We start from the raw sequence: 26,544 nt of genomic DNA on the forward strand, positions 1-26,544 counted from the left end.
TTGTTTTAAATATTATTGTTCAACTCCTAATGCTCTACTCAGATCAATTCTCGCAATGATTGCTTCAAAGAGCGTATTGTAATAATTCGTTTGTGCTTCTTTTAATGAATTGTTGGCATCTACTACTTCCAGGTTGGAACCAACTCCCTCTTCATACTTCTTCTGAGAAATATCAAAGATTCTTTTTGCAAGACTCAAGTTTTCTTCTTGAACGTTAAGTCGTCGCAATGCATTACTCAAACTTGACTCACTATCCTGTACTTCTATTTGAATCTGAGCTTGCATTGCATCGATGTTGTTATCGATTTTTTCAAGAGCGATCTTCTCCTGCTGTATTTGATAATTTCGTTGAAATCCAGTAAAAATGTTCCAGCCCAATCTCAATCCAATAGTAGAATAGCCGTACCATTTATCCGGACCCAAAGGACCTACCTCAGAAAAACTACTTTCCGTTTTAAAAAGACCTGTAAATGAGTCTGATTGAGTACTGCTACCAAAAGTTGCAAATGCAGAAATATAAGGAAGTGCCTCTGCGTACTTGTTTTTAATATTCAACTCTTGTAAATGCTTATTAGCTAGCAAAACCTCATAATCTCGTCTTTCTGAAAACTCTATCTCTGATGAGTATGTCGCTATCGCTCTATCCTTCACATCTTCAATAGTACCGACTAACTCCAAATCTTGATCTTGAGGATAGTTCATTTGGAACTTCAACAGACTTAGCGATAAATCACTTAATGCTTCCAAATTAGCGATTTCAGATTCCGCATTATTCAAAGCAACTTTTAGTCGATCCACTTCGATGCTTTCTGCAAATCCGTTTTCATTCATTGCCTTGGTGTTGTTATATACCTCTTTAAGGCGATCGAGATTAGAGGAATAAAGCTCCAATCGATCTTTGTTGATCAACACATTGAAAAAGGCTTTGGCAACTGAGGCCTTTCGCTCACCCTCTACATAAAGCCTTTGCTTGGTTGATAGCTCTTTGTAAGCATTCGAAGCTTGTAGACCGACAATGTATGAGCCATTGAAAATCAATTGGTTGATGGAAATATTAGCATCTCCATTGGACTTCAATTGAAAAAAGTTCTCCGTAGCATAAACGTCCCCTGACTGAGCGCCAGCATTTTGTAAAGCTTCAGCTCCTTCTTCGCCTATGAACCCTACGTTATTAGGGTCATACGTACTAAAGAACCTGGATAAAGTTGGACTCTTTTGTGTCGAAACAGACCCAGTAACCTGCGGAAGTCCTATCCCCACAGTTTCCTTCACCTTAGCCTGTGCCGATGCCTCATCCAATTTTGCGTTGAGAATATCGAAAGCATGCTCATGAGCATACTCCATACATTGCTCTAAAGTAAAACGCTGACTTCCCGAACTCTCTTGAGCCGTTAGCCAGGTGGTTGTCATTAATAGTAGTAAGGTAAGTTTTACTTTCATTTGTACAATTTGATTATGATCGTTTGGTTTAAAGAGGTCAGTCATATTATGAATTGACTTCTTTCATTTGATAATCGTTATATAATTGCTTGCCCTTGTCCGACAGTACACCATGCACGAAATGATCGAACAATTGCATCTGCACTTCAAGGAAATTGAATTCACTTCTTGGAAAAATCTGGTCATTAAACGCCAGTTGAACGGTCTCTAATCTTAAGACAGCAATCACTCGAGGGTCAATATCAGGCCTGTAATTACCTTCTTCAATCCCTTTATTGATATTGTCTACAATCTGACCTCTCAAAAAACGATTCTTAAATCGGTTAAATATCTCCCATGCGTCAGCATGATATTTTTGAAGGTCATATAACATGGAAGGATTGATTTTAAATACATGCTCACGCATGCATTTTGATAGATTATAAAGCTCTTCAATCGCATTGGATGCATGATCATGAATATCTGCAAACTCAGCCATCTCCCCCTTCATGTAGTTTTCCACGGCGTCTGTCACCAACTCGTTTTTATTACTAAAATGCTGGTACAGAGTCTTCTTAGACATAGATAGTGTTCTTGCCACATCATCCATTGATACAGATCTGATTCCGTATTGGATAAATAATGCCTGCGCACCCTCTATTATTTTTTCTCTTAACTCTTCCAAATTCCTAAACTCTGGTTGTCTATTTCGACGCAAAAATACTTTGGAAACTTTTAACATTCCAAAAGTTTCCTGAGTTTCTACGAAGTATATTTCAGAAGGTTCTACTATTTCTGTAATATTTTAGTGAAGTTTTATAACAACACCCCAAAATATCAACTCATCAATGAATCAAGAGTTATTTTATGAAAAACATGGACTTGGAGAAGAAATCCTGATATTATTTCACGGATTTGGTCAAACCAATGAAGTACTATACCCATGGCATGAAGAACTTCTTGAGCGTTTTACCATTTTTAATTTCGACTTATACTACCACGGAAAGAGCTCAAGACCCGACAAACCATTAACTATCAATCAATGGAAATCAGACTTTGAAAGCTTTTTATCAGAAGAGCGAATTCAGAACTTTTACATCGGAGCATTCAGCCTTGGAGGTCGTTTTGCTTTAAAAACTTACGAAATCTATCCTTCAAAGTGCAACGGAATCATACTGGTAGCACCTGATGGGGTCTATGAAAACTTCTGGTATCGATTGGCAGTGAGTAAATTGGGAAACGGATTGTTTAAGTATTTTATGTTGCACCCTTCTTCTTTCAATAAACTCCTCCACTTAATTGACCAACTGGGATTAGCCACTAGTCAAATGATACGTTTTGCTCAGAAGGAACTCTCAGTAAAAGAAAATCGGAAGCGAGTTTATCGATCGTGGACATACTTTAGACCGCTACAACCAAACCTGCAAACAATTAATCAGCTAATCGAAAAACATGCTACTCCAATAGACTTTATTTTAGGTAGTAAAGATCATTTGGTGCCTGTTGAAGAAATCAAGTCTAAAATAAATCCTTCTAGTTCCGTTCAACACCACATTTTACCCCTTAAACATCACCAACTTATCAATGGTGCAAAAACCTTGATTCCTTCTTTACTGAAGGGGAACAATCTTTGATATATTCTTCTATTTTTGCGGTATCAAAGCAAGTCCTCACAAATGATATACATCTTTCAAAAAACCACTAATTCATTTTTTGTAGTAGGTAGCCAATCAGAAATCAGCACAGAAGACCAAAAAAAGCTTAGCTGGCTGTTTTCAGGAGCGGAACCATTGGATCAAAAAGCACTAGAAGGCAAGTTTGTTGGGCCACGAAAAGAGATGATCACACCATGGAGCACCAATGCCGTGGAAATCACTCAAAACGCAGGCGTCGAAGGACTTGAAAGAATCGAAATATTCGAAACTGAAAGAGGTCAATTATTTGACCCAATGCTTCAGCAGCGATATGATGGAATTGATCAGGAGATTTTCACTTTGAAAATTCAACCTGAACCGATCAAGTACATTGACGACCTGGAGTCATACAATGTATCTGAAGGACTTGCCTTGAGCGAGGATGAAATCAGTTTCTTAAAAGAAGTATCGGAAGAAATCGGAAGAAACCTAACGGACTCAGAAGTATTTGGTTTCTCACAAATCAACTCTGAGCACTGTAGACACAAGATATTTAATGGAACATTTGTGATTGATGGTGATGAGCAGCCATTGACCTTGTTCCAATGGATCAAGAAAACCTCTCAGGAGAACCCGAACCAAATAGTGTCTGCTTATAAAGACAATGTTGCGTTCATTAAAGGACCAGTGGTTGAACAGTTTGCTCCTAAGACACAAGACAAACCAGACTATTTTGAAGTGAAAGATTACGAATCGATCATTTCGTTGAAAGCTGAAACTCACAACTTCCCTACTACCGTAGAGCCTTTCAATGGCGCAGCAACTGGATCTGGTGGAGAAATCAGAGACCGTATGGCTGGAGGTATCGGTAGTTTCCCTCTTGCTGGGACTGCAGTATACATGACGTCTTATTCCAGACTGGAAGAAGGTAGAAGCTGGGAAGAAAACATCACTCCAAGAAAGTGGCTCTATCAAAGCCCAAAAGAAATATTGATCAAAGCATCGAACGGTGCTAGTGATTACGGCAATAAGTTCGGTCAGCCACTTATTTGTGGTAGTGTGTTGACATTCGAACATGAAGAAGCCAATGAAACTATCGCTTTTGACAAAGTAATCATGCTTGCTGGTGGTATTGGTTTTGCCAAACTGAAGGACGGAATCAAGAAGAAAGTTGAAAAGGATCAAACTGTAGTCATCCTTGGTGGTGATAACTACCGAATCGGTATGGGTGGTAGCGCAGTATCTTCTGTTGATACCGGTGCATTCTCTACTTCTTTGGAACTGAATGCAGTGCAGCGATCTAACCCTGAAATGCAAAAAAGGGTTTGCAATGCTGTAAGAGCTATGGCGGAGTTGGATGACAATCCTATTGTGTCTATCCACGATCACGGTGCTGGTGGACACCTAAACTGTCTTTCTGAATTAGTAGAAGATACAGGAGGAGATTTCAAATTGGAAAACTTCCCTGTTGGTGATCCTACCCTTTCTGAAAAAGAATTGATCGGAAACGAATCCCAGGAAAGAATGGGATTGGTAATTGATCCATCCAAATCAGAATATTTAAAGAATGTGTCTGCAAGAGAAAGAGCTCCTTACTATGAAGTAGGAACAACGACAGACAACAACGAATTGACTTTCAAGAGAACAGGAGCTGAAGAAGCACCATTCCACTTGAAAATGAATCATTTGTTTGGTTCATCACCAAAAACGATTCTGACAGATAAAACTTCTGACAGGAAATTCGAGCAGAAGTCGTACGATGTAGCGAAAGCTGAAGATTACATTGAAAAAGTACTTCAATTAGAAGCTGTAGCGAGCAAAGACTGGTTGACCAATAAAGTTGACCGCTCTGTAACTGGGAAAGTGGCCTTACAACAAACCGTAGGGGAAATCCAGGTTCCATTGAACAATCTTGGGGTGATGGCTCTGGATTACTTAAGCAATAAAGGAATCGCTACATCCATAGGACACGCACCAGTAGCTGCATTGATTGACGCAGGTGCTGGATCAAGATTATCAGTAACCGAGTCGTTAACCAATCTAGTATGGGCTCCTATGTCAGAAGGCCTAAAAGGTGTATCCTTAAGTGCCAACTGGATGTGGCCTGCTAAGAATGATGGTGAGAACTCAAGACTTTACCAGGCTGTAAAAGAAGTGAGCGAATTTACCTGTGCTTTGGGCATCAATATCCCAACAGGTAAGGATTCCTTGTCAATGGCTCAGAAATATCCTGACGGCAAAAAAGTATTAGCCCCAGGATCTGTGATAATATCCGCTGTTGGTGAGGTTTCTAATATCAACAAGGTAGTTACACCTAACCTTAAAACGGCGCCAACCAGTCAATTGATTTACGTTCCGTTCAGCAATGGAAAGCTATCAATTGGTGGAAGTTCATTTGGACAGATCATCAATTCACTTGGTGGAAATACGCCTGACACTACGCCTGAAATCGTTGTGAATGCATTCAATGCTGTGCAGGAATTGATTCAAGAAAACCTTGTTCTTGCTGGACACGATGTGGCTTCAGGTGGTTTGGTAACGACCTTGATGGAAATGACTTTCCCTAACAAAGAAGGTGGCGCATCTATCAATTTTGACAAGTTTGAAGAAGAAGATGTTATCAAACTTCTTTTCAACGAAAATCCGGCTGTGGTTCTTCAAGTAGAAGATCTTCAAAAGGTTGAATCGATATTAGGTAAGTACCAGACATCATTCATTCCATTAGGGAACACAACAGATAGCAGAAACATCAAGCTTGCCAAGGAAGATTGGAATCTTGAGCTTTCGATCGACGACATGCGAGACATTTGGGCGAAGACCTCTCACCTATTGGACAGGGAACAGTCTAAACCTGAAATAGCAGATCAGCGATTCACCAATTTCAAAGAACAACCACTTCATTATAAATTCCCTAAGAACTACACTGGTAAGTTCGATGATTACGGCATTGATGAAAAGAGAAGAACTTCATCAGGAATTAAGGCTGCGATCATCAGAGAAAAAGGTGTGAATGGTGATCGTGAAATGGCATACTCACTTTATCTGGCTGGTTTTGATGTGAAAGATGTACACATGACCGACCTGATCAGTGGCCGTGAGGACTTGACGGATGTTAACATGATCGTATTCGTTGGAGGATTCTCAAATTCAGACGTTCTTGGTAGCGCCAAAGGCTGGGCAGGATCATTCATTTTCAATGAAAAAGCCAAAACCGCACTAGACAACTTCTACAAGCGTGAGGACACGCTTAGTTTAGGTGTTTGTAACGGTTGCCAGGTGATGATGGAACTTGGACTAATCTACCCAGAGCTGGGAGACAATCACCCAAGAATGCATCACAATATCTCAGGCAAGTTTGAATCCGCATTCGTGAATGTAGATGTATTGGAAAACAATTCCGTGATGTTTGGATCTTTGGCGGACTCCAGGCTAGGAATTTGGCTTGCACACGGTGAAGGTCAGTTTGTTCTTCCTGGCAAACCTGAAGATTACAACATTCCGGTGAAGTATACTTACAACGAGTTTCCGGGCAACCCGAATGGTAGCTCATTCGCAACAGCGGCAGTAGCTTCTAAAGATGGAAGACATGTAGCAATCATGCCACACCTGGAGAGAAGTATTTTCCCATGGAACTGGGCACATAACGAAGAGATTAAAACACATGAAGTATCACCATGGATAGAACCATTTGTGAATGCTAAAAGATGGGTAGAAGGAAATATAGATTAATAAAAAAGCCGGTTAGTCCGGCTTTTTTTATGCATCGAAGTATTTTTCTCTCAGCTGTAGTTTCTTAATTCTAGAGGCGATGGCTCCTCTACTCCTACCAAGGTGTTCTGCCATTTCTTTTATTGGAGATCTATCGGCAAACATATTTTCCAGCTCAAGATCTTCCTCAAGTGTCCAGGAACTGTATGCTGAGGGCTTACTTTTTCGCACCTCTTCATAAGTATAGGTTTTATTGGATTTCACTGGTGATCCATGCGGTGTTCCCACTGGAGCCGCTACCTCAATGGAAGATTTATAGAATGCCGTAGCAACATTACCTATTGGTTTATCTACAACTTTAATCGTTTTCTTTCCGTCCCAATCAAAAGATTCCGGAATCAGAGATACTGGGAGCTCTATTCTGGATCGAGTCCGTGTAATAGCTACATACAAAATATTGATATCTTCAGTTAATCGACTTGCAGAGGTTTCGATTTCAGGCCTTTTCAATAATTCCAAAAGCTTTTCTTCTCCCAGAAAATCATCCAGCAGTTTTACCTGATCATACTCCATTCCTTTGGCCTTGTGCACTGTGGAGTAAACCATATCAGCCTCGTCTTTTTTGTCATGATCTACATGACTGTCCTTGATGCAATTGATCAAATGCGGAAGTTCCCGACCGTAAGTCATAACAATATCAATAATACCTTTCATCGGAGCATCTCCAGACTGATCGGTATATTCCTGTAGCTCCGAAAAATCTTTGAACTGGCGAATCATTGGATTTCGAATACCCTTTCGTTGATCCAAATACAGATTCAGTACATCATAAACGGATCCTCCTTCGTCTGCATAAGTGTAAGTCTGAAAATGGCCTTCAAAATAAACCGACTTGAATTCCTCTTTATCAATTAATCGTTCAATTACATCTACCAGAATTGCTCCATTGGTTCTTCCTAAAGTGGCTCTGGTATTGATATCAGTCGTTTTCCCTTCTCCCTTCAACAAAGGAGTTCTGGATTCTTTTAAATGATTCTTGATGGCCAACACATCAAATGAAAGGTCCGCAATTTCCTGATTGAATCGATAGCTGGTGTTTAAATACTTACGGGTATAATCGACCTGTTGTAATGCATTGACTGCATACCTCCACCCATAAATTTGCTGATGCTCGTCCCCTACAAACACTTTAACAGCAGGTTGATTCATCACCACATCCAACATGACCGGACTTGCATCCTGAGCCTCATCAAATAGAATGCAGTCATAGTTTCCGATTCTTGGAGAAGAAAGCTGATAGGCCTTCAAATAAAAGTCATGAGTCATTTCAATCTCATCAGACTGCATCATCCCCAGAAACCTCCGAGTCTCATGAACCAATTGATCATAGACGGTCTTCACAAAAGCTTTGTCTTCTGCAGACACGAGGAGAGCATTGTATTCCAGATCCATGACTCGCCTCACATTACTATTGCAAAAAGCCGCTGCCATTTGCAATACATGCTTACCAAACTTCATGTCAGCAATCGCATCTTTGAACTGAAAACCGAGAAGTTGCTTAGCATCAAAAGGTTGATAGCCAGACTGAGAGATTCGAGGACTTTTAGGATAATTTCTGAGCGCTAGAGAGTGAGCTGTTTCTACTCTGACATTCGTCAAACCAAGTTCTCTAAACTTACTTTCCGCCTCCTGCTTCACTGATTTATTAAAAGCCAGGTAAAGAATCTTCTGTCTGGAACGATGCTGAGCGTATCCAGCCAAAGTAGTCGTTTTACCAGAACCTGCCACGGCATTGACTACCATATCCCCTTCATGGTGGATTACTTCGTTCTGTTGTTCTGAATAGTTCACTTGTACCTGTTTAAACCTTTTAGATAAACCTAAGGAAATGATAATCAGAGACAAAACAATGAATCAAAAATATTGCGAAGATTTTTTTCAAGATTTTTCACATTCATACTTGTCAAAATGAAATAAAAATGTCTAGTTTTGCATTCCATTTCGAAGCGAACGAAGCTCGAAAACAAGGTACTGGCCTATGGTGTAACTGGCAACACGTCTGATTTTGGTTCAGAAGAGTCTAGGTTCGAGCCCTAGTAGGCCAACTAATAATCCCGACCTTCGCGTCGGGATTCTTTATTTAAAACAAAAAATTTACCATGTCCTCAGTAAAATTATTTGCAGGAAAAGGAACCGCAGATTTGGCTAATCGAATAGCAGATATCTACGGCAAACCGCTTGGTAAATCGACTTCACAAAAATTTAGCGATGGTGAGCTAAACTTCAGCTACAACGAGTCCATCCGCGGTACAGATCTTTTCATTATCCAATCCACTACCCCTCCTTCTGACAACATCATGGAGCTATTGCTTATGATCGACGCAGCCAAGAGAGCCAGTGCTAAATACATCACCGTAGTAATCCCTTACTTCGGTTATGCGAGACAAGACAGAAAAGACAGACCAAGAGTTGCGATTGCAGCGAAGATGATGGCGAACCTATTGACAGCAGCTGGTGCCAACCGTCTCATGACAATGGATCTACATGCAGGTCAGATTCAAGGCTTTTTCGACATTCCTGTTGATCACCTCGATGGATCCGCGATTTTTGTGCCTTACATCAGAAACTTAAATCTTGACAACCTAATTTTCGCATCTCCGGATGTAGGAGGAACTGCCAGAGCAAGAACTTTCGCTAAGTTTTTCGAAGCAGACATGGTTGTTTGTGATAAACACCGTAAACGTGCCAATGAAATTGCATCTATGCAAGTAATTGGAGACGTAGAAGGTAAAGACGTAGTACTTGTAGATGACATGGCTGATACAGCTGGAACCATCTGCAAAGCAGCAAACTTACTGAAAGACAAAGGTGCTTCTTCTGTGCGAGCAGTTTGTACCCACCCTATTCTATCAGGTAAAGCCTACGAAAATATTGAAGCATCGGATCTGGATGAGATGATCACCACAGACACCATTGCTTTGAAACAAAAAAGTGACAAAATCACTGTATTGACTGTAGCTGACCTTTTCGCGAAAGCGATCAGAAAAGTACATGATCACGAATCAATCAGTGCACTATTTATTTAATTAAGAATTCTTTTAACTATTTAATATAACAATTATGAAAAGTGTTGAGATTATAGGGTTTAAAAGAGCAAATCTCGGCAAGACTGAAGCTAAGAGACTCAGAGCTGAAGGTTATGTTCCTTCTGTCATCTATGGTGGCGAAGAGCAAATTCACTTCTACGCTCCAATGATTCTTTTTAGAGACTTAGTCTACACCGATGAAGCTCACTTTGTAAACCTTAACATTGAGGGTGAAACGTTTGAGGCTATTCTTCAGGACATCCAATTCCACCCAGTAAGTGAGATCATCATGCATGCTGATTTCCTTCAGTTGTTCCGTGGAACTAAGATCAAAATGGACATCCCAGTAAGACCTGTAGGAACACCTCCAGGTATCCAACAAGGGGGTAAATTGATCAAGAAATTGAGATTCCTTACCATCAAAGCTCTACCGAAAGACATGCCAGAATTTATCGAGGCTAATGTTTCTAAATTAGGTCTTGGTAAATCAATCAAAGTTGGTGAGATCCCTTCAGAAAACTTTGAAATATTGAACAGCCCGTTAGTGACTATTATGGGTATTGAGGTACCGAGAGCACTTAGAGGTAAAACTGTTGAAGCTGAAGAGGAAGAAGGAGACGAGGAAGCAGCAGCTGAATAAGCTAAAAAACACCTATTATATTAGAGAAATCCTACTCCATTACGGGGTAGGATTTTTTATTTTTGTCAGCTCAAACCTGTAAATAGTTAAATGAAGTATCTGGTTGTAGGATTAGGAAACATCGGACCTGAGTATGAATTAACCCGTCACAATATCGGTTTTCTGGTATTGGATAGACTTGCGGACAAAGAAGGTCTTAGTTGGGATCATGGGAAACACGCTTTTCATACGGAGCTAAAGCATAAGGGACGCACAATCCATTTACTAAAACCAACCACATACATGAACTTGAGCGGCAAAGCAGTTAACTATTGGATGAACGAGCTCAAGGTTCCTAAAGAAAACATCCTGGTAATCACTGATGATTTGGCCCTGCCTTTTGGAAAAATACGATTGAAAGGCAAAGGTTCTGCCGGAGGTCACAACGGCTTAAAAAACATTGAGCAGCTAACAGGTGGGCAAAACTATGCACGCCTTCGCTTTGGAGTAGGTGATGACTTTCATAAAGGTCAGCAAGTGGACTATGTATTGAGTCCATTTTCTAAAACCGAAATGGATGAATTAGTTTTTGCTATGGACAAGAGTATCGACGCAAGTCTTGCATTTTGCACAATTGGCCTGGATAGAGCCATGAATCAGTTTAATTAAAAACGGTGAAAGTCATTGTCATAGGTGGAGGTGCTGCTGGGTTTTTCACGGCTATTAACATAGCAGAAAAGCATCCTGACTGGCAAATCACCATAGTTGAAAAGACTAACAAGCTCCTCAGCAAAGTAAAAATATCTGGTGGTGGAAGATGCAATGTAACCAATGGAAGAACAGCAGCTTCAGAACTAGTTCCTTTCTATCCTCGTGGAGGTAAGAAGCTTTACGGATTGTTTCAGGAATTTGGCACTGCTGAAATGAGAAAATGGCTTTCAAAAAGAGGAGTCAATACGCATGAAGAAGCCGATCATAGAGTCTTTCCAGCCACCAATGACTCACAAACCATAATTGATTGTTTCCTTCAGCAAGTAAGAAAACATTCAATTACCATCAAGACAAACTTCAGTGTCCTATCACTTCGGCAAACCGAAGAATCGTGGATAGTGAGATCTAGTTCAGAAACGCTTCAAGCAGACAAACTGATCATTGCCACGGGTAGCTCACCGGTCGCCTGGAAAACACTACAACAGACAGGGCTTGAAATAGTTGAACCAGTTCCTTCACTGTTCACATTTAACATTAAAGATGCCCGAATCAAAGATCTGATGGGAATCGCATTTGGTAATGTGTCTGTGAAAATAGTTGGCACCAAACTGGACGAAACCGGCCCATTACTCATCACTCATTGGGGGCTTAGTGGCCCGGCGATATTGAAGCTTTCCGCTTGGGGAGCCAGAGAACTATCAACCAAAAATTACCACTTTCAAATTCTGATCAACTATACCGGCGATCAATCCGCTGATCAGGTACGTTCAAACCTAAACGACCTCAAATCCAGCAACCCCAAACGCAAATTATCCAATCATCCCATGTATGACATCCCTAAACGGTTCTGGGAACGACTATTGGAATACTGTGAAATTGGATCAGATTTACCTGCCGGTGAACTCTCCAAAAAGCAAATCAACAAATTGGTGGAGGAACTGACTCAGGGCCTTTATGATGTAAAAGGAAAAAGCACTTTCAAAGAAGAATTTGTGACAAGTGGAGGTGTTAAACTTTCAGAAGTAGATCTCAAAACATTCGAAGCTAAACGCTTCAAAAACCTCTATTTAGCCGGTGAGGTATTAGATATTGACGCCTTAACTGGTGGTTTTAACTTCCAGGCATGCTGGAGTGCTGGCTGGATCATCTCTCAAAACATTTGAAGTTCTCTCTAATTCAATGTTGTAGTATTGATGTAATAGCGTTATACGTATTTATTACAGTTGTTGTAGTATTGATGTAGTTATTTCTCAGGATTTACCAGTCATAATGAACATCTTGTGACAGCTAAAGTAAAGTCACCACTTCACTCCCACCATATTGATTAGCTCTTGATCATTGACTTTACCATAGCGGAAAACTCATTTTTATTAAATCCTAATTCATTAAATGCTATGAAAAAACTCTATTTGTTCATGGGCTTACTATTGTCCATGTACCTCACAACCCAAGCCCAAAAATTATCAATTGGCTCACTTTCAGAATTCAAACAATCACTTACCAATCAACTTGCACCAACATCTGCAAGAAGTGAATCTCAATCAATTAGTTTATCTGTCCCAGATAAAGAATTTAACCTTAAAGTGAATTTCTTTTTAGACAATGAAAGCAATACCATGCTTTCAGGGTCTGTGGAAAATGCAAAGGATGGTAGTTTTTATCTACACATTACTAACAACCAAATCAAAGGAAACATCATTTTAAAAGAGAAAAAACAAGCCTTTGAATTCACTCTGCTTAACAATCAGGTATTGATTGAAGAAGTAGACATTAACAAGGTATTGTGTATTTCTTTTCCAAAAGGAGATGCATCTACCCAACGAAGCAATTCGACTTCATCATCCAATGCCGCCTATGCTTTGACTGACCTTCAAAGTTTGCCTGGAGCTGCTACATGTGTGCTTCTTGATTTTGATGGCTACAACTTGCAAGCTGGTACAGGCTGGCTTAATGGCAACTCATGGTATGCTCCTCCATCAGGAATGAGCGACGCAGCAGTACAAGAAGCATGGGAATTGATCAGTGAGGACTTTCGTCCATTCAATGTAAATATTACCACGAATGAGTCTGTTTATAACTCCTACCCTGTTGGTAATCGTCAGAGATGTGTTTTCACTACAGACAATGCTCCTGCTCCAGGTGCAGGTGGAGTTGCATATGTTGGAGCCTTTGGATATAATGATTGGCCATGTTGGGTATTCATTACAAGTGGAAAAGCTGGTGGTGAAGCTGCCTCTCATGAAATTGGTCACACAGTAGGTCTAGGTCATGATGGCAGAACCAACCCGAATGAAGGCTATTTTGCTGGTCATGGCGATTGGGCACCAATTATGGGTGTTGGCTACTACAGAAACATTTCTCAGTGGAGCAAAGGCGAATATGCTTATGCTAACAATGGTGAGGATGACTTAAGCATCATGTCTGGATATGTTCCATATAGAAATGACGATCACTCAAATGGAACTGGAGGAGCAACATTTATGGGTCAAAATGGAAGTGGTGCTTTGAATCAGCAATACGGAGTAATACAGTCTACAGGAGACACGGACTTCTTCCGTTTTGAAACTGGAACAGGCAACATTACGATCAATGTCAACACAGTGAGTAGACATGGCGATCTGGACATTCTCGTTAGATTATATGAAGGTAATGGAAACCAAATTGGCACTTTCAATGGATCAGGCCTTAATGCTCAGGTGAACGCCTACCTTGGTGCCGGAACTTACTACATCGGGGTTGATGGAACTGGCGCTGGAAATCCGGCTACAGACGGTTATTCAGACTATGCTTCATTGGGTAGCTACTGGGTAGATGGCAATGTGGTGCCTACCACTTCTGGAGTGGCCACACTTTACCAACACTGTAACTACGGTGGATATGCTGTAAACCTTACCCCTGGCTCCTATACATTAGGTGATTTGCAAGCAAGAGGACTGGTCAATGATGATGTTTCTTCGATTAGAGTTTCATCAGGCTACAGAGCTATCTTATTCTGGGACAATAACTTCACAGGCTCATCACTAACGAAAACAGGGGATGATGCTTGTCTCGTTGACGATGGATGGAATGATCAGGCAACCTCTATCATAATCGAAGCTACAACAAGTGTAAGCGTAATTGAAGCTGAATCTTATAGTGCGATGGCAGGTGTTCAACTGGAAAACTGCTCTGAAGGCGGTCAAAATGTAGGTTGGATTGATGCCAATGACTGGATGGCTTACAATGGCATCAACTTCCCTGGAACTGGAAATTATCTAGTAGAATACCGTGTAGCAAGTGCAAATGGTGGTGGAAGACTATCACTTGATTTGAATGCAGGCGCTACGCAACTTGGAGCACTAGATGTACCAAATACTGGCGGATGGCAAAACTGGACAACCATTTCCCATACGGTTTACGTGAATTCGGGTACATACAATGTTGGTGTTTTTGCACAATCTGGTGGATGGAATCTCAACTGGCTTAAAATAACTCAACAAGGAGGCGCAGCTGCAGCATCTGGACAATCATTCACTCAATCTTCTACTCTGGAAGTCTCTTCTGAAAAAGACTTTGGATTTGAATTATATCCTAACCCAGCTGTGGAGCAAGTTACTTTGAGATTACCTGCAGACTGGACAGAATGTTCCGGTGCAATTGTAGACCTTCAGGGCGCGAGTGTCTGGAAAGGTCAACTACAAGGAAATCAGGAACAAGCAATAGATCTTACAGGTCTCAATAAAGGCATCTATACCTTGATACTTTCTCAAAACGGAGAAGCTGTATTTAAGCGATTTATTAAAGAATAACTGCCTATTACCACCTTTGAAGGTGCTGCCATTCGGTAGCACCTTTTTTATGCTACCAATCAACCAAACATAATTCCACTCAGCAATTAGGAACACAATGATCTTCTCTCTTTGATTACTTTTAGAGTACCAAAAAGCAATTATATGAAGAGGAGCATTTTTATTCTTACCGTACTCATCAGCACAATTACCTGTGCACAATACTCATCGGAATTATCAATTCCAGTAATTATGCAAGGGGAAGATTTTGTCGGTTATCTACCTGAGCGAATAGAATGGAGTGTAGATGGACAATCCATTTATTTCACATGGAATCCCGATCAGGACACGCTCAGAAGTTTATATAAAGTCAATGCACAAACTAGACAAATAGCTAAAGTCAGCGTTGATGAGCAAAAGAAGGCTCCCGAATTCGGAACGTACAATAGAGCCAGAACCAAAATGGTTTATGTAAAAAATGGTGACTTGTTCCTTTATGACGTAAAGTCCAAAAGTTCTACCCAAATCACAAATACACTTAATGGAGAATACGGTGCTAAATTCTCAGGAGATGAGCAATTCATTATTTACACCTCTGACAACAACTTATTCTCGTGGAATACCACAACTGGTGCGACAAAGCAATTGACCAATTTTAAAGATGGTAGTGAAAGAAAAGACAGAAAACAAGCTACTAATGATCAGTGGCTGGAAAATCAACAGCTGGAATTGATCAACATTCTGGCAAAGCGAAAGGGAGAAAGTGATCTTAGAAAAAAGGATCGTGAAGCATTAGAAGTTGACAGACCGCTTGAAATATTCATCGGTGACAAGAACATTTACAATATTCAAATCACTCCAGACCTAAAGTTTGTAACCTACACCTTACGAACCAGAGCTAATGCTAAAAGAACTGAAGTTCCTGAATATGTAACTCAATCGGGACAAACCGAGCACAGCACTTCCAGACCAAAAGTTGGATCACCTGAAGACACCTATGAATTAGGAGTTTATGATATAGTTGGAGACACATCATACATTGTTGACACCAAACAAATAGATGGAATTTATGATAAACCTGAGTACTTGAAAGATTATGCAGGTGAAGACTTTAACCCTAAATATGACTCTCCAAGAGAAGTAACTTTTAATGGCCCATTTTTCTCGGATGACTCCAAAGCATTCGTAGATGTGAGAAGTATGGACAGTAAAGATCGTTGGTTACTCATGATGGACCTTAAAACTGGAAATCTCACCACATTGGACAGACAGCATGATGAGGCTTGGATTGGAGGACCTGGTATAAGTTCATGGAAATTCTATCCAGGAAACCTAGGCTGGTTAACTAATGAAACCATTTGGTTCCAATCGGAAGAAACGGGTTACTCACACCTTTACTCTATGGATATTAGTTCCAAACAGAAAAAGGCCTTAACGAAAGGTGAATTTGAGATTAGAGACGCCAAACTTTCAAATGATAAGAAGTCCTTTTACATCCAAAGCAACAAGGTTTCACCACACGTCAATCACTTCTACAAGATGCCTGTTAGTGGAGGAACAATGACTCAAATTACATCCAAAGAAGGTAATCATGAAGTGACCCTATCTCCAGACGAAAAGTGGCTGGCTGTAAGATATTCATATGCGAACAAACCATGGGAACTCTATCTGATGCCAAATAAAGCTGGGGCTGAGATGACGCAGTTAACGAATTCGACTACTGAACAATTCAATATCTATGACTGGAGAGCACCCGAAATCATCAATTTCAAAGCAGAAGATGGAGCATCTGTAGCTGCAAGACTATACAAACCAGAAAACCCATCTGGAGCAGCTGTAATCTTCGTGCATGGAGCAGGTTACCTACAAAACGTACACAATTGGTGGAGTACATACTTTAGGGAATATATGTTCCACAACATGTTAACTGATTTGGGCTATACGGTTTTGGACATAGACTATCGTGGTAGTGACGGTTACGGAAGAGACTGGCGAACTGGTATCTACCGTTTTATGGGTGGAAAAGACTTATCAGACCAAGTGGATGGAGCTAAATATCTGATCTCTGAACATGGAATCGATCCAGACAGACTAGGAATATATGGTGGCTCCTATGGTGGCTTCATTACACTCATGGCCATGTTTACGGCTCCAGATGTCTTCCAAAGTGGAGCTGCACTTAGATCAGTCACTGACTGGGCTCATTACAATCATGGTTATACTCAGAACATTTTGAACACACCTGTAGAAGATAGCATTGCCTACAGAAAAAGCTCTCCAATATATCATGCAGAAGGATTAAAGGGTAAACTAGTCATGCTACACGGCATGGTAGACAGCAATGTACAATTCCAGGATGTCGTGCGACTATCTCAACGCTTGATTGAGTTAGGCAAGAAAGACTGGGATTTGGCAGTCTTCCCATTAGAATCTCATGGTTTTATTGAAGCCAGCAGCTGGGCTGATGAATACAGACGTATTTATGAGCTTTTTGAAGAAACATTGAACTAATCTAATTCAAATAAACACCGATGAATATCAAAAATACCATTAGCATGATGCTCTGCCTGTTGGCAATAGGCGCTTATGCACAAAACTGGGACGTAACCCAACCCGTTGAAGATTACACAGAAACCACCATTTCCGTAGATGAAGGCACCTGGATGAATCTTGATGTTAGCCCTGACGGCCAAAAGATCGTGTTTGACTTATTGGGTGACATTTATATTATGCCAATATCAGGTGGTGACGCCACTCCCCTTCGTACGGGACCTGCGTATGAGGTACAACCTCGTTTTAGTCCTGATGGAAAACAAATCTCATTCACCAGTGATGCGGGCGGTGGAGACAATATCTGGGTGATGAATGTAGATGGTACTGATGCCAAACAAATCACAAAAGAAAGCTTCAGACTACTAAATAATGCGGTTTGGACTCCAGACGGTCAATACTTGATTGCGAGAAAGCACTTCACTTCAGGTAGATCATTAGGTGCTGGAGAAATGTGGATGTATCACATTACCGCAGGATCAGGTATCCAATTAACCAAAAGAAAGAATGATCAACAGGATGCAGGTGAGCCATGGGTAGCTGGTGATTATGTGTATTACAGTGAGGACGTTTACCCAGGAGGTTACTTCCAATACAACAAAGACCCGAATAGCCAAATCTATGTGATTAAAAGATACAACAGAAAAGATGGAGAAACAGAAACTATCATTAGCGGACCTGGTGGTGCAGTTCGTCCACAAGTTTCACCTGATGGCAAAAAACTAGCATTCGTAAGAAGAGTAAGAACCAAATCCGTTCTTTATCTACATGACTTTGCTACTGGCACACAAAAACCAGTATATGACGAGCTTTACAAGGACCAACAAGAAGCCTGGGCAATCTTTGGTGTTTATCCTAACTACAATTGGCTTCCAGACAATAAGCATGTGATCATTTATGCGAATGGCAAGATCAAAAAACTCAACACTGAAACTGGTGTAGCCAGTGTCATTCCATTCAAAGCAACTGCGACTCACAAAATCACAGAGCCACCAATGTTCAAACAAAATCCAGCACCTGAAACGTTTGAATCCAACGTCATTCGTAATGCATCTACATCTCCTGATGGCAAAACTTTGGTCTTCAATGCGGCAGGATATGTTTACACCAAGAAATTACCAAACGGAAAGCCTAAACGATTAACATCTGGCGCTGATTTCGAATATGAGCCTACTTTCTCTCCTGATGGAAAATCAATTGTATACGTAACCTGGAATGACGAACAAAAAGGGGCTATTATGAAAGTAACTTCTTCAGGAGGAACACCTACAAAACTCTCATCAGAAAAAGGACTTTATAGAACACCTACCTATTCTCCAGATGGCAAGTCTATTGTCTACAAGAAAGACGGAGGTGATGGCTCTCTGGGCCACTCCTATGGTCATAAGCCAGGTATTTATATGATATCATCAACAGGTGGATCACAAAAATTCATCACCGAACATGGAGATAACCCGAAGTTCACCAAAGATGGAGACCGAATCTATCTTCAAACTGGCGGGTACCTTTTCGGTAGTTTGAATAAGTCATACAAAAGCGTAGACCTAAATGGAGGAAATGAGAAAACGCACTTCCATTCAACTTATGCCAATCAATACGCAGTAAGCCCTGATGGTAAGTGGCTTGCTTTTGGTGAGTTATATGACGTTTACATCATGCCATTCTCACATCATGGCCAAACTTTCGAACTAACAGGAAGTACAATGTCTCTTCCCGTGACCAAGGTAACAGATGATGCTGGCATCAACTTACATTGGTCCAAAGACAGTGATCAGTTGATGTGGACACTTGGGAATGATTACTACAGTGTAGACCTGAATCAAACCTTCACTTTCCTGGAAGGATCGCCAGATAGTATTGGTGATATGAACAAGAAGAAACTCGAAGTAGGTCTTGAACTAACAACCGATGTTCCTGACGGAATCATTGCCTTTACAGGTGCTAAAGTTGTCACTATGAAAGGTGATGAAATCATAGGTAATGGAGTGGTTGTAGTAGAAGGAAATAAGATCCTTTCAGTTGGTAAATCAGGAGAGGTTACTATCCCTTCAAAAGCAAAAGTGATTGACGTAAATGGCAAAGTAATCATGCCTGGGATTGTGGATACACATGCTCACCTGAGAGCTTTCAGATATGGAATGAGTCCACAAAAAGACTGGGCATATTATGCGAACCTGGCATTTGGTATAACTACCACACATGACCCTTCTGCCAACTCAGAAACAGCACTTTCTCAGTCTGAGATGGTAAAAACCGGCAGAATGGTCGGACCGAGAATCTTCTCAACTGGTACTATTTTGTACGGAGCAGAGGGCGATTTCAAAGCAGTGATCAATTCGTATAATGATGCTTATAGTGCTATCAAAAGAACAAAGGCTTACGGAACATTCAGTGTTAAAAGTTACAACCAACCTCGTCGTGAACAACGACAGCAAATCATTAAAGCAGCGAAAGAACTCGAGATCATGGTTTACCCTGAAGGTGGGTCGACATTCTTCCACAACATGAGCATGATTTTGGATGGTCACACGAGTATTGAGCACAACATTCCGGTAGCTCCTCTTTACGAAGACGTATTGCAACTTTGGTCGGCAAGTAAAACAGCAAACACCCCTACCCTAATCGTTAACTATGGTGGACTGAATGGTGAATACTATTGGTACCAAAACACAGAAGTGTGGAACAATAAAAAGCTTCTAAAATACACACCAAGGATCATTGTGGATAGTCGTTCCAGACACAGAACAATGGCACCACAAGAAGAGTATGACAATGGACATATTCTGGTATCTCAATCTATTAAGAAAATGGTTGATCGTGGAGTAAAAGTTTGTGTAGGTGGTCACGGACAGCTTCAAGGTCTTGGCGTACACTGGGAAATGTGGAACCTATCACAGGGAGGAATGACCAATATGGAGGTCTTGAGAGCTGCTACCCTTCACGGAGCAGAATACATTGGCATGGGAGATGATCTAGGCTCTTTGGAAGTTGGTAAACTGGCAGATCTAATCATTCTTGATAAAGATCCTACAGAGGATATTCGCAACTCTGAATTTGTCTCTCACACCATGGTAAATGGGCGTCTTTATGAAACAGCAACAATGAACGAGATTGGCAATTCTGAGAAACCAAGAAGCAAATTCTACTGGGAACAAGAAGGTTATAACGACAATTTCCCGTGGCATGAAGAAAGCCATAGCTTCCAGGCAATTCACTGCAGTTGTCAACACTAAATGTGGTAAAATATTGCACTTTCTATCAAAAAAGGAACGTTTTCAGCGTTCCTTTTTTATTATATTATATCGATTGATATATTGTTACTTACAACTAAATTTATCGTTCATCGACCATCCACTAGTTTGCTGATAAGAATTGCGTTTATACTTCTATCCCTTATTTTGTTGAGCGGTACCATGGCTCAAGGAGTAGAGCAGACTATCAACTACACGACAAGAGATGGACTACCCTCTAACACGGTTTATGGAATAGCACAGGATAACCTGGGTTATATTTGGCTAGGTACAGACAAAGGACTTAGCCGGTTTGATGGAAAGGAGTTTATCAATTACACAGAAGAAGATGGACTTTTAGACTCTGAGATACTTAAGTTTTTCAAGGATTCAAAAGGCCGCATCTGGTATTTTACGTTAAATGGGAATATCGGTTATATCTACAATGCTTCACTTCATACAGTTGAAAATACGGGCATTTCTGAACGCATAGTGAGCATCACAGAACATAAAGGTGAAATCTACTTTACCAGCAGAACACATTGTTTCAAAATTGAGGAGTCTGGTAAAATCAAAATTTTCGATTGGGATTTTTATTGTCCTTCTTTTGAAAGCAATGGCTCAAGATTGTTTCTATGGACAAAAAACACGATTTATGAAGTCGACACCACAAATGAACGCTTATCTATTCTAAAAACAGGTGAAGCACTAAAAAGCATAAAAAGCTATTTATCGTATTATAGAGAATACCTAATTAGTTATTCTGGAACTCGGTCGCAAAGTAATTCGACGATTGTTAAATACAATGTCAAGTCAAATGCAATCGAAAAAATTCAAATGCCCTATGAAATTAGAAACATCAAGGTTGTTAATGATAAACTCAACCTTTTCACTTTTGAAGGCATCTATGAGTTTGATCCTGCCAACAACTCTCTTACACTTGACAAAACAAATATATGGTGTACGGACAAAATTTTAGACTCAAATAATAACCAATGGGTCTCAACCTACTATAATGGTATTTTCTGTAAAAATGAGATTATAAATATTAGTCAAACGATTCAATCCAAAAAACTCAGAAGGGTCTACAGTACGCATTCAGATGTCTATTTATTAGATGACTTACAAAAAACTTATATACTGAATCCAAATAATGATTTAGTGAGAATAGATGCCATTTTTTCACCTGAAAGATTCATTAGGAGCAAATTCAATCACTTAATAATAGGAAGTCATTCTGAAATATCTATAGACAACCAAAACTACAGGATACCTTCTCTTGGCTTAGACACTATAGGCAATCATTTAATTGTTGGAGCCATAGATAGCTTAGTGATATTCAATATCCACGCTAAAAAACCAACTATACTATCAACTGTAATCAATAAGCAGTTTGGAAAGATCCGGGAATTACTCATTCAAGATTCACTTCATTATATCATCAGAAACGATGGTGGTGCACATACTTTTAATGTAGAAACGGAAGAGTTTTCTCAAATCAAGATTAGGACAAGAATAAATAATATACATAAAGATCAAAATGGCATTATCTGGCTAGCGACGAATGGATCTGGCGTTTATTACCTTGATGAAAACAATAAACTTGAAAACATCAATCAAACAAATGGTCTTAGTAATAATTTCCCTGACAAAATCTCTTCTATAGGTGATGACATTTACTTAATGTATGCCGATGAAATTGACATAATTAGAAATGCTTCAAATGACAAACTAGCAGAGTTGAAAATTGACCATTTATCAGGAATACCTGGTAATCTTATCGATTTCTCAAGTACAGACTCCACTATATTGGTTGTAACAGATAAGGGACTATATTCCATCCAACCTAAATTAAGTATAACCAAAAACAATGAGCCAATTCCATTAAGAATTGAGCATCTAACTGCTGACGAAATACAGATAAAATTAAGTAAAGATATAGAAGTAAGTCTACCTGCAGGAACAGAGCGGATCAGGTTTAAATATTCTGCACCTTTTTTCCAATTTGGCCAAGAAGCCATTTTCAGGTATCGAATTAGTGAACCTGACAGCAAGAATGATAGCTGGAATCAAACGAATGAAACCTTCCTTACTTTTGACAAACTAAAATCAGGTAGATATACATTTGAAGTGCAATGTCGTTCTAATATTTCTAGCTGGTCGGACACCCAAGCAGTATCATTTCAATTATTACCATACTGGTACGAACAAGTGTGGTTAAAATGGATAACCGCATTTTTCTCTTCGATTGTAATCATTCTTACTATTCAACAAATTAGAGCAACCATATTATCAAAAAAGAAGCTCAAAACGGAAAAGGTTTTTGCAGAATTATCTGCTAAAAAAGCTCAGTTTAAATCCCATTTTATATTCAATGCATTAAACTCCGTTAGAAATCACCTGTTAACAAATGAGTTAAAAGAAACGGATGATTTTCTAGTAGCCTACTCCAAATTGATGCGTAAAATGCTCGATGTATCAAATCAAGTATTAATTCCTCTTAGAGAAGAACTAGAACTCATTAACCTATACATGGGCCTTGAAAAGATGAGATTAAGAGATCAGTTTGAATATGATATCGAAATAGCCAACAATGTACAACTCGACAAGTTGAAATGCCCTGCAATGATTATGCAAGTCTTCGTAGAAAATGCTATTTGGCATGGAATCATGCCCTTAAGCGATACCGGGTTTCTAAGTATCTTCATTACTCAAAAAAAACACCAATATATCATAAGAATCACTGATGATGGAGTCGGGTTTAAAAGCTCGGAAATTAACAACAATCGCAAATCGTGGGGTACGCAAATCGTTAATGACAAAATCAATTTGATAAAAGAAACCTACGATACAGATATTCAAATCGAAATCGAAAGTAACAAAGGTGTAGGAACATCAGTTGCCATTTCTCTACCCATTAACTTCTGACTAATTTTAAGTCATCAACCACAATTACCTGCATAAGTGAGAGATCAACTACTGTTAATTGTATTTCTTATACTCATTAGCAATTCCCTTGTTGCACAAAACCTCGGTGAATCAATTAATTACACCGTTTCAGATGGTCTTCCGTCTAATACTATTTATGCTATAGAACAGGATTCCTTAGGTTACATATGGCTGGGAACCAATAAAGGACTAAGTAGGTTTGATGGCACTGAATTCGTTAATTACAGTCCAAAAGATGGTCTGGCTGATACTGAAATCCTTAAATTCTTCAAAGACTCAAAAAATAGAATCTGGTATTACACGCTCAATGGCAAAATCGGATACATAAAAAATGGTAGACTATACACAAAAGAAACAGGAAGCAATATAGATCCTATAAATCATCAAATTACCAGCATAATTGAATACAATAATCAGATCTATTTTTCCTCTAGAAGAAGAATCTTTAGTTATAATGATTCTCTAGATGAGTTCATCTCTGATAATACGATTTATCTGCTACCGAAATATTTTAAATCACACTCCGGATTATTACTAAAAACAGACACAAGTATCTTAAAGGTTTCCAAGACGGAATCGGGACATCTCTCTCTTTGGGATTCACATAACCTTAGAAACATTGGCTTCATGATTTCCAACAATCATAAACTTTATGGTATTTCGTCTTTAGACGACACAGGAAAGGAAAGCAGATACCTTCATGATTCCTCCTATTTAATTGAATATGATATCAGCAAAAAGCGATTACAAAAGACAATTTTAAATATTGGGTTAACTCATAATATGAAAAACCACACGGACAGCTCTTTCTTCATCTTTGCTGCCTCAGGAGTTTATCAATATCAACTAGCGAACCATGAACTAACTCAAATAAGTCCAGTCTACAAACCAACTGACATACTGGAAACCAAAAATGGTGATCTCTTAATTACCACTTATAACAATGGGTTGTTACTTTTCCATGAAAGCCCTAACACCAATTGCCTTATCCAAACTGACAGCATCAAATCAAGTTATTTGATAAATAATAAGATTTACTATGAAACTCTTTTTGCAAAAATAGGATCGTATGATTCCACAGGGTCCATTAATAACATTGACCTAAGTGACCTTCGGTCCATTGAAGATACTAAAAGTGGCGAACCATTAATTATTGGCTATCATCAAATAATATATGGTAAGACTGAAATAACTACATACTTAAGTGCTGTAACCAATGATCATGAAAATTTATGGTATGCAAAGCTTGATAATATTTATCAATTGAAGATTACTCCTGACTCCTTAATGCCGGTTAAGACTATTAAAAAACCTGTGCAAGGTAAGATTAGACATATGACTAACATTGATTCATGCCACTTCTTGCTTTTCAATGATTTAAATACCTACCATTTTGACTTATGTTCGTCCAATATTGATCTACTACCAATTAACTCTAGAATTAATGAAATGGTGAAAGCTAGAGATGGAACTATTTTGATGGCGACGAATGGAGATGGAATAATAGCATTCTCCGAAAAACATAAGATTTCAACGATCAATACGAATGACGGATTAACAGATAATTTTATTGACAAAATCGTTGTAGGAAATAATAATATTTGGGCATTAAATCGCAAAGGAGTTGACATTATTCAATTTCCTGTAGACTCTGGAGAGGTCAACATTCAACACCTTTGGGACCTCCCTGGTACTGTCAGAAGTATTTCGCCCACTACTTCTGGAATTTTAGCAACCACATCAACAGGTATTTATCACGTCAATGAAAACTATAGTCTCCCATATTCGCAAAGGCCAGTGGTTTTTATCGATTGGTATTCGATTAATGGCTCCAAGAGGAACTATGAATCTCAAAACATCCAAATTAGCCCCAAGATCAATCAAATTCAATTTCGGTTTTCGTCCCCTCTTACCAATATAGGAGAAAAAGCAAGCTACCGTTATCGAGTGATCAATCAAAATAACCTAACTGAATGGATTGATATTTCTGACAACACCCTAACCTTTGCCAATTTACAGCCTGGTCATGTAACATTGGAAATTCAAGCGAAATCAAATGAATTGGGGTGGTCAGAATCTACTCTGGTCAATTACGAAAAACATCCATATTGGTATGAACAATATTGGCTAAAGTGGCTAATTGCTTTTTTAACTTCTCTCCTACTAATTACCGTAATTGGCAGAATAAGGAGTTCTATCCAATATAGAAAACGACTTAAATCTGAAAAACTATTTGCTGAACTATCCGCTCGCAAGGCTCAGTTCAAGTCACACTTTGTATTTAACTCCATCAATTCAGTTAGGAATTATCTACTCAATAATGACCAAAAAACTTCCGATGACTATTTGGTAGCCTACTCCAAATTGATGCGTAAAATGCTGGATGTGTCCAATAAGGTATTAATCCCTCTCAATGAAGAGCTAGAATTAATTGAGTATTACATGTCTTTAGAACAAATGAGACTAAGACATCAATTTGAATATCAAATAGAAATAGCTAAGGATATCCGTACTGCTGACTTAAAATGCCCAGCCATGATTACACAGGTATTTGTAGAAAATGCAATCTGGCATGGTATTATGCCTCTAAATGACACAGGATTCATCAATATTTTCGTTGCTCTCCAACAACAAGATCATTACGTTATTCGGATCACTGATGATGGTGTCGGGTTTGACCAAACCGATATCAAACAGAAAGATCAGACATCCTGGGGTACGAGTATTGTTAAAGACAAAACCAAACTCATTAAAGAGACCTACAATGTCGATTTAAAAATTGAAATAGAAAGTAAAAAAGGAGTAGGTACTGAGGTCTCCATTTTATTGCCAATTAACTTCTAGTTAACTTCACCATCATTAAGAACAACC

The 26,544-nt window shown here is 39.3% G+C and carries 14 protein-coding genes and 1 tRNA gene; 12 read left to right on the forward strand and 3 right to left on the reverse strand.

Features of this window, described 5'->3' with window-relative positions; translation table 11 throughout:
• Positions 1–12: 12 nt before the first annotated feature.
• Complete coding sequence (locus tag NXS00_RS13485; protein ID WP_258099742.1) at positions 13–1,440, reverse strand: TolC family protein; 1,428 nt, start codon at positions 1,438–1,440, stop codon at positions 13–15.
• Positions 1,441–1,486: 46 nt separating this feature from the next.
• Positions 1,487–2,161, reverse strand: a complete 675-nt coding sequence (locus NXS00_RS13490; protein ID WP_258099743.1) for a TetR/AcrR family transcriptional regulator — start codon at positions 2,159–2,161, stop codon at positions 1,487–1,489.
• A 106-nt stretch (positions 2,162–2,267) separates the two neighbouring features.
• Here NXS00_RS13490 and NXS00_RS13495 point away from each other — a divergent pair, with 106 nt between their 5' ends.
• Together NXS00_RS13495 and purL are read left to right on the forward strand one after the other, a co-directional pair.
• The gene (locus NXS00_RS13495) at positions 2,268–3,053 is read left to right on the forward strand and encodes an alpha/beta fold hydrolase (protein WP_258099744.1); all 786 of its coding nucleotides are present in this window, start codon (positions 2,268–2,270) and stop codon (positions 3,051–3,053) included.
• A gap of 42 nt (positions 3,054–3,095) precedes the next feature.
• Complete coding sequence (purL, locus tag NXS00_RS13500) at positions 3,096–6,782, forward strand: phosphoribosylformylglycinamidine synthase (protein WP_258099745.1); 3,687 nt, start codon at positions 3,096–3,098, stop codon at positions 6,780–6,782.
• A gap of 27 nt (positions 6,783–6,809) precedes the next feature.
• On the opposite strand, the gene NXS00_RS13505 is transcribed toward purL, so the two are convergent.
• Complete coding sequence (locus NXS00_RS13505) at positions 6,810–8,612, reverse strand: UvrD-helicase domain-containing protein (RefSeq protein ID WP_258099746.1); 1,803 nt, start codon at positions 8,610–8,612, stop codon at positions 6,810–6,812.
• Between the two features lie 181 nt (positions 8,613–8,793).
• Here NXS00_RS13505 and NXS00_RS13510 point away from each other — a divergent pair.
• The 10 genes from NXS00_RS13510 (at position 8,794) to NXS00_RS13555 (ending at position 26,517) form a co-directional block, all read left to right on the forward strand.
• Positions 8,794–8,866 (forward strand) — tRNA-Gln (locus NXS00_RS13510).
• 54 nt (positions 8,867–8,920) lie between these two features.
• The gene (locus tag NXS00_RS13515; RefSeq protein ID WP_258099747.1) at positions 8,921–9,847 is read left to right on the forward strand and encodes a ribose-phosphate pyrophosphokinase; all 927 of its coding nucleotides are present in this window, start codon (positions 8,921–8,923) and stop codon (positions 9,845–9,847) included.
• Positions 9,848–9,881: 34 nt separating this feature from the next.
• Positions 9,882–10,487, forward strand: coding sequence for a 50S ribosomal protein L25/general stress protein Ctc (locus tag NXS00_RS13520; protein ID WP_258099748.1), 606 nt, complete (start codon positions 9,882–9,884; stop codon positions 10,485–10,487).
• A 90-nt stretch (positions 10,488–10,577) separates the two neighbouring features.
• Positions 10,578–11,135 carry an aminoacyl-tRNA hydrolase gene (gene pth / locus NXS00_RS13525; protein ID WP_258099749.1) on the forward strand — a complete coding sequence of 186 codons (558 nt, stop codon included), beginning with the start codon at positions 10,578–10,580 and terminating at the stop codon, positions 11,133–11,135.
• Positions 11,136–11,140: 5 nt separating this feature from the next.
• Positions 11,141–12,340, forward strand: coding sequence for a BaiN/RdsA family NAD(P)/FAD-dependent oxidoreductase (locus NXS00_RS13530; RefSeq protein ID WP_258099750.1), 1,200 nt, complete (start codon positions 11,141–11,143; stop codon positions 12,338–12,340).
• A 231-nt stretch (positions 12,341–12,571) separates the two neighbouring features.
• Entirely contained in the window at positions 12,572–14,965 is a 2,394-nt protein-coding gene (locus NXS00_RS13535) for a carbohydrate-binding protein (RefSeq protein ID WP_258099751.1), read from the forward strand.
• A 144-nt stretch (positions 14,966–15,109) separates the two neighbouring features.
• Positions 15,110–17,455, forward strand: coding sequence for a prolyl oligopeptidase family serine peptidase (locus tag NXS00_RS13540; protein ID WP_258099752.1), 2,346 nt, complete (start codon positions 15,110–15,112; stop codon positions 17,453–17,455).
• Positions 17,456–17,475: 20 nt separating this feature from the next.
• A complete protein-coding gene (locus tag NXS00_RS13545; protein ID WP_258099753.1) occupies positions 17,476–20,727 on the forward strand; it encodes an amidohydrolase family protein in 3,252 nt (1,083 codons plus the stop codon).
• 126 nt (positions 20,728–20,853) lie between these two features.
• Positions 20,854–23,652 (forward strand): sensor histidine kinase, encoded by a 2,799-nt coding sequence (locus NXS00_RS13550; protein ID WP_258099754.1) that lies wholly within the window; start codon positions 20,854–20,856, stop codon positions 23,650–23,652.
• 36 nt (positions 23,653–23,688) lie between these two features.
• Entirely contained in the window at positions 23,689–26,517 is a 2,829-nt protein-coding gene (locus tag NXS00_RS13555; protein ID WP_258099755.1) for a sensor histidine kinase, read from the forward strand.
• Positions 26,518–26,544 lie beyond the last annotated feature (27 nt).

The sequence above is a fragment of the Marinoscillum pacificum genome (assembly GCF_024714495.1).
GTDB classification, from domain to species: Bacteria; Bacteroidota; Bacteroidia; order Cytophagales; family Cyclobacteriaceae; genus Marinoscillum; species Marinoscillum pacificum.

What these genes read in the sequence shown, in the direction of transcription:
- NXS00_RS13485 (WP_258099742.1), bottom strand. Translation starts at nt 1,440, where the DNA reads ATGAAAGTAAAACTTACCTTACTACTATTAATGACAACCACCTGGCTA.
- NXS00_RS13490 (WP_258099743.1), bottom strand. Translation starts at nt 2,161, where the DNA reads ATGTTAAAAGTTTCCAAAGTATTTTTGCGTCGAAATAGACAACCAGAG.
- NXS00_RS13495 (WP_258099744.1), top strand. Translation starts at nt 2,268, where the DNA reads ATGAATCAAGAGTTATTTTATGAAAAACATGGACTTGGAGAAGAAATC.
- purL (WP_258099745.1), top strand. Translation starts at nt 3,096, where the DNA reads ATGATATACATCTTTCAAAAAACCACTAATTCATTTTTTGTAGTAGGT.
- NXS00_RS13515 (WP_258099747.1), top strand. Translation starts at nt 8,921, where the DNA reads ATGTCCTCAGTAAAATTATTTGCAGGAAAAGGAACCGCAGATTTGGCT.
- NXS00_RS13520 (WP_258099748.1), top strand. Translation starts at nt 9,882, where the DNA reads ATGAAAAGTGTTGAGATTATAGGGTTTAAAAGAGCAAATCTCGGCAAG.
- pth (WP_258099749.1), top strand. Translation starts at nt 10,578, where the DNA reads ATGAAGTATCTGGTTGTAGGATTAGGAAACATCGGACCTGAGTATGAA.
- NXS00_RS13535 (WP_258099751.1), top strand. Translation starts at nt 12,572, where the DNA reads ATGAAAAAACTCTATTTGTTCATGGGCTTACTATTGTCCATGTACCTC.
- NXS00_RS13540 (WP_258099752.1), top strand. Translation starts at nt 15,110, where the DNA reads ATGAAGAGGAGCATTTTTATTCTTACCGTACTCATCAGCACAATTACC.
- NXS00_RS13545 (WP_258099753.1), top strand. Translation starts at nt 17,476, where the DNA reads ATGAATATCAAAAATACCATTAGCATGATGCTCTGCCTGTTGGCAATA.